The sequence below is a fragment of the Fusibacter sp. genome (genome assembly GCF_057447755.1).
On sequence record NZ_JBVBZF010000259.1, the window covers coordinates 1 to 5,059 of the forward strand.

Consider the following 5,059-nt stretch of genomic DNA (forward strand, 5'->3'; position numbering starts at 1 on the left):
AAATCATGAATTTATATCGTCAAATCATGAATTTATATCGTCAAATAATGAATCTCAAGATAAATGTTTTTTGGTTTGGGTATAATTAGGTAAAACGAGGAGGTGAGGAAGTGAAATTATACTTGGTAAGACATGGAGAGCCTAGCTATACACCCTGTACGCAAAGAGGCTTAATCGGGCAAGGTCGGGATCTTTCAGCCCTAAACGATATTGGTATCAATCAAATGGAAGCATCTGCTCAAAAACTTGTGGAAAAGGGTGCACAGATCATTTTATCGTCACCCTATACCAGAGCCCTGCAATCCGCTGCAATAATTGCAAAACATACTGGGCTGACCACTAGGGTTGTTCATGATTTCCATGAATGGATACCGGATTTGACTTTTCAATATAAAACGTATCAGGAACTTAAGTTGCTTTATCAAGATTTTGAAAAGAACAGGGGACAATATCCCAAGGATGAAAGAGAGTTTACGGAGTATACAAGATGGGAGTCCTTAGAGGAACTCAAAAACCGTGTAAAAGATGCCTTAATCCCGTTTTGTGATCTTTATGACAGTGTCATTCTCGTGGCACATGGCATGGTGATTCAGACTTTCCACTATCAAGATCGTGTTGAATTTGGTGAAATCATAGAAATCGATTTTGATAAAGATTTTATACAACCTGAATGGTCTTTTCCAGATAAAATCAAAGAGACGTCATGATTAAATTCATAGACGTCTCTTTTTTAGTTTTTTTCAGTTTTCATTAAATGTGGCACATGTATTCACTTATTCAAACTTGTCATAGAGGATTTGAGATTCAGGCATGCCCTTTGCCTTAAGAATAGGAATAACCGAATCAATCATGACTGGGCTACCACAGAGGTAAGCCTCTTTATCTGCCCCATCATCAAGATATTTTTCAAGAAGATCGGTAACCCTACCTTTTTCACCTTCCCAGTGACATTGCTCAGTGGGTCTTGAAAGGCAAGTGATGAGCTTAAAGCCTGGTAGTTCTTTTTCCAGTGCCTCAAGGGTTTCAATTTCAAATAAGTCTTCAATTGTTCTTGCGCCGAAATAAAAGGTGACCTTTCGGTTGATGCCGCTGTCTCTCATAAACTTTAGGATTGACATGATTGGTGCCATTCCAGTTCCGATTGCCACCATGACCATTTCTCTATCCGTATCTTGATAGAAGAAATCTCCATAAGGGCCAACAACCGTTAATTTTGCCCCTTCCTTTAAATAGTCGTGAACAAAAGTCGTTGCAATTCCGTTTTTTACGAGACCAATATAGAGTTCAATGGCTTTTTTGTCAAGTGGTGATGAAGCCAATGAATAAGCCCTGTAAACTTCTTCATCATTGCCCTTGTATTTTGGGGCCAAAATTTGAATGTATTGACCGGCCTTAAAGTGGATTTCCTCACCGGCTGGCAACATCAAGCGCAAATGTTTTATGGTAGGTGTAACATCCTTAATAAATTCAACGCGATAGTCAAATTGTTTAACACTAAACAACTCTTCAGGTATTTGAATCTTCATATCTTCTTTTACTTTAAGCTGACATGAGAGTCTCACGCCTTCTTTTTGTTCTGCAGGTGTGACATAACCAAGCTCAGTTGGCAATATTTGACCGCCACCTTCCAGCACAGTGACTTTGCAATAACCACAACTTCCCTTGCCGCCACATGCTGATGGAATAAAAACCTTTTGATCTACTAATGCTGAGAGCAGGGTTTCACCACCATCTACAGTATATTCCTTGCTGTCGTTGATGTTCAATTTTTTTTCGCCATAATTGGCTATGGTTTTATTGGCAAGCGATAAAAGCAAGGCCAATGCACCAGTGATGCCGCTTATTGTTGCGATGGTAATTGCTATAGTGCCCATAGTACCCTCCCTATTGTATTTGAACGATTCCTGAGAAGCCTAAAAAGGCAAGTGCCATAATGCCTGTGATGATTAGGGTGATACCAGGACCCTCTAGACCGTTTGGTAGCTTTGCATTTCTAATTTTCTTACGGATACCTGCCATTGCAACAATTGCAAGTGTCCAGCCAAGACCGGAACCTATACCGAAGGCAAATGACTGAAACAAGTCATATTGTCTAATTGTCATAAAGAGTGAAACACCCAGAATGGCACAATTTACAGTTATTAAAGGTAAGAATATACCTAGGGAGTAGTAGAGTGACTCAAAATATCTTTCAATGATCATTTCAACGAGTTGCACAAATGCTGCAATGACGATGATAAAGATAATATATCTCAAATATTCAAGTCCAAGTGGTAAGAGGACATAGTTGTAAATAAAATAATTCAAAACAGTGGTACAAGCAAGGACAAATGTTACAGCTTGACCTAAACTCAGCGAGGTCTTTATCTCGTTGGAGACTGCGATAAAAGAACACATCCCCAGAAAATTGGATAAAATCATATTATTGGTGAAAATTGAAGCAAAGAATATAATGAAAGGATTGATTTCGATCATGCTTTTGCACCTCCTTTTTCATCATTGTTAGGGAATATGTTACGGGTGATCCAGATTACGATGCCTAACATGAAGAATGCACCTGGAGGCATAATCATCAATGTCCAGTTAATCCAGCCCTCACCAAGGACTTGAATGCCGAATAATGAACCAAAACCGAGCAGTTCTCTAAAAAATGCGATAAACAAAAGAACGACTGTATAGCCAAGCCCCATGGTTAAACCATCAAAGAAGGAGATAAGGGGTTTGTTTTTTTGTGCGAAGGCTTCACATCTCCCCATAATGATACAGTTGGTGATAATCAAACCCACATAAGGCCCGAGTGCCTTTGACATGGATGGCCAATAGGCTTTAAGAAAAATATCCAAAATGATAACATAGGCAGAAATGATCAAGGTTTGAACCATCATCCTAATGTGTTTAGGCGTTCTATTTCTGAGTAGCGATACTGTGAAACTTGAAAAACCGGTGACAAACATGAGGCCAACCCCCATTACAAGAGAATTGAGTAAAAGGTTGGTAACTGCCAACGAGGAGCAAATGCCTAAAATCTGTCTAAAAACAGGATTATCTTTTATAATCCCTTCTTTAAATACACGTTTTAACTCATTCAAGGTTAGTCACCTCCATTTGATTATCTAATAATTTTGCTATGAATTGATTGACCATATCCCGAACCGAGTTAGATGTCAAGGTTGCCCCTGTGACAGCGTCAACGGTGCCGCCATCTGAAGGCTTAAAGATCACAGGTGTTTTGGATTCTATGTTCATATTTCTAAACTGTTCCTTAAACCAGGCTTCGTCAATACGACCACCAAGTCCAGGTGTTTCAGAATGAGAAATAAAATCAATCCCTAGTATTTTGTCAAAGGCAGGAGAAACCGCTATATTTCCTGTGATGGTACCCCAAAGCCCCCTACCTGAAAATTGAAAGGCATAACCCACAGGGGCATCATGTTCTAAATAGATATAGTAAGGTGCACCATCTAACATTTTAACTTTAACCTTTTGATTAAAAGTCTCTTGAATGATGACATCTTGATCCTCAAAGGGAATATTAAACACATATAGAATGGATTTTTGAATTCTGAGATTTTCTTGTTCCTTTATGAGGTCAATGGAACTGGCGTTTATAAATGCCAAGGCAAAAGTGAAGATTGCCGTTAGAACCACCATGAATACAACTGGGTATAAAATTTGCTTCTTCTTAGCCATTATTTTCCCTCCTTTGCAGGAAGTTTTTTTCGAGCCTTAAGTGCATTTACACCTTCATCGATAATAGGGGCAAATGTATTGCCAATTAAGATGGCAAACATAATACCACCTGCAAAAAGGGCGAATCCACGAATAATTACTGTGATGATGCCAATTAAGAGGCCATAAATAATTCGACCTTGAAAAGTCTTAGGCGATGAAATCGGGTCTGTTGCCATAAACACTGCCCCAAATAAAATACCGCCTGCCATTAGACCATAGAGCGGGTTGGGCACCTGTTGATAGCCTGAAAAATAAAAGGCTGAGTCCATAAGTAAGAAACCTATGATTACGCTGAAGATGGTTTCTTTAGCAGCCGTTTTGGTATAAATAAGATAAATGCCCATGAGAATGATCAATATGGCACTGGTTTCACCAATTGAACCCGCAATGTTGCCCATGAGTAAATTTTTAAGTGGTGCGGTTTGGCCTGTTGCTCTATAAATCAGCATTGGCGTTGATTGCGTAATGGCATCAATGGGTTGACCGAGGTACTGGGTAAAACCACCCAAAAGGCCATCAACTGGTTTTGTCCATTCCACTGTCATGAATTTAGGAAAATTAACATAGATAAATGCTCGACCAACCAATGCAGGGTTAAATGGATTTTTCCCAAAGCCCCCAAAGACCATCTTTCCAAATAATACACCAAAAATGATGCCGATGATTGCGACCCAATATGGTGTTTGAGGAGGTAGAGTTAGTGTAAACAACAAAGCAGTTACAAAAACGGCCTCTGTGATTTTTTTAGTTGTCTTTCTAACAAAAACCCATTCGGTCAAACAAGCGAACAGGGTGACGACTGTTAATAAAGCTAGAACGCGCAAGCCAAAGAAATACGTACCCGCTAAAATAATCGGAATTAATGAATATACGACTTTTCTCATCATAGCTTGCTTCATAAATTGAATGTTTTTGAGTGATAGATTCAAATGTCTTCCCTCCCTTAAAATTTCTTTAGGTGTCTCATCATTATATATATCCAAAAGTTATTGAGATATATCTATTTTTTTTAACTTTATAAAAAAATTTTTTTAGGGTATACTTGATTTGACAAATTAATAGGGAGTTTAAAATGAAAAAAGGGTATATGGTGGTTTTTATATTGGTACATATTCTGTACTGGACATTGGTTTTAGACCAGGTTGAAGGCTTGGGAAGACCGGTGTCTGTCTTAATGATTCTCTTAAGCTTATTAATTGAAATATTATTACTTAAAAATCTTAGAAGGGAAAGTCAAAGTATTAGATTAAGGTCTATTTTTTTTGTGGATCTCCTAAGTGGTTTAGAATGGCTTTTGTTTTTTAGTTTGATCATAAAGGCATTGACA

General features: G+C 38.3%; 7 protein-coding genes. 2 read left to right on the forward strand and 5 right to left on the reverse strand.

Annotated elements, in window-relative coordinates; all coding sequences use genetic code 11:
- Nucleotides 1-110 precede the first annotated feature (110 nt).
- Nucleotides 111-707: a histidine phosphatase family protein gene (locus AC220I_RS17950; protein WP_486725242.1), complete on the forward strand. Its 597-nt coding sequence runs from the start codon at nt 111-113 to the stop codon at nt 705-707.
- A 66-nt stretch (nt 708-773) separates the two neighbouring features.
- Here the strand turns inward: AC220I_RS17950 and AC220I_RS17955 are convergent, their stop codons facing one another.
- The 5 genes from AC220I_RS17955 to AC220I_RS17975 are packed head-to-tail and all read right to left on the reverse strand — an operon-like array spanning nt 774 to nt 4,661.
- Nucleotides 774-1,874 (reverse strand): FAD-binding oxidoreductase, encoded by a 1,101-nt coding sequence (locus AC220I_RS17955; RefSeq protein WP_486725243.1) that lies wholly within the window; start codon nt 1,872-1,874, stop codon nt 774-776.
- A 10-nt stretch (nt 1,875-1,884) separates the two neighbouring features.
- Nucleotides 1,885-2,475: an Rnf-Nqr domain containing protein gene (locus AC220I_RS17960; RefSeq protein ID WP_486725244.1), complete on the reverse strand. Its 591-nt coding sequence runs from the start codon at nt 2,473-2,475 to the stop codon at nt 1,885-1,887.
- Nucleotides 2,472-3,089 (reverse strand): NADH:ubiquinone reductase (Na(+)-transporting) subunit D, encoded by a 618-nt coding sequence (locus AC220I_RS17965; RefSeq protein WP_486725245.1) that lies wholly within the window; start codon nt 3,087-3,089, stop codon nt 2,472-2,474. The genes AC220I_RS17960 and AC220I_RS17965 overlap by 4 nt, the downstream gene beginning before the upstream one ends.
- On the reverse strand, nt 3,082-3,690 hold the full coding sequence (locus AC220I_RS17970) for an RnfABCDGE type electron transport complex subunit G (RefSeq protein ID WP_486725246.1): 609 nt from the start codon (nt 3,688-3,690) through the stop codon (nt 3,082-3,084). The genes AC220I_RS17965 and AC220I_RS17970 overlap by 8 nt, the downstream gene beginning before the upstream one ends.
- Nucleotides 3,690-4,661 (reverse strand): RnfABCDGE type electron transport complex subunit D, encoded by a 972-nt coding sequence (locus tag AC220I_RS17975; protein ID WP_486725247.1) that lies wholly within the window; start codon nt 4,659-4,661, stop codon nt 3,690-3,692. The genes AC220I_RS17970 and AC220I_RS17975 overlap by 1 nt, the downstream gene beginning before the upstream one ends.
- 143 nt (nt 4,662-4,804) lie before the next feature.
- On the opposite strand from AC220I_RS17975, the gene AC220I_RS17980 reads away from it, so the two are divergent.
- A partial coding sequence (locus AC220I_RS17980; protein ID WP_486725248.1) for a hypothetical protein occupies nt 4,805-5,059 on the forward strand: 255 nt, incomplete at its 3' end.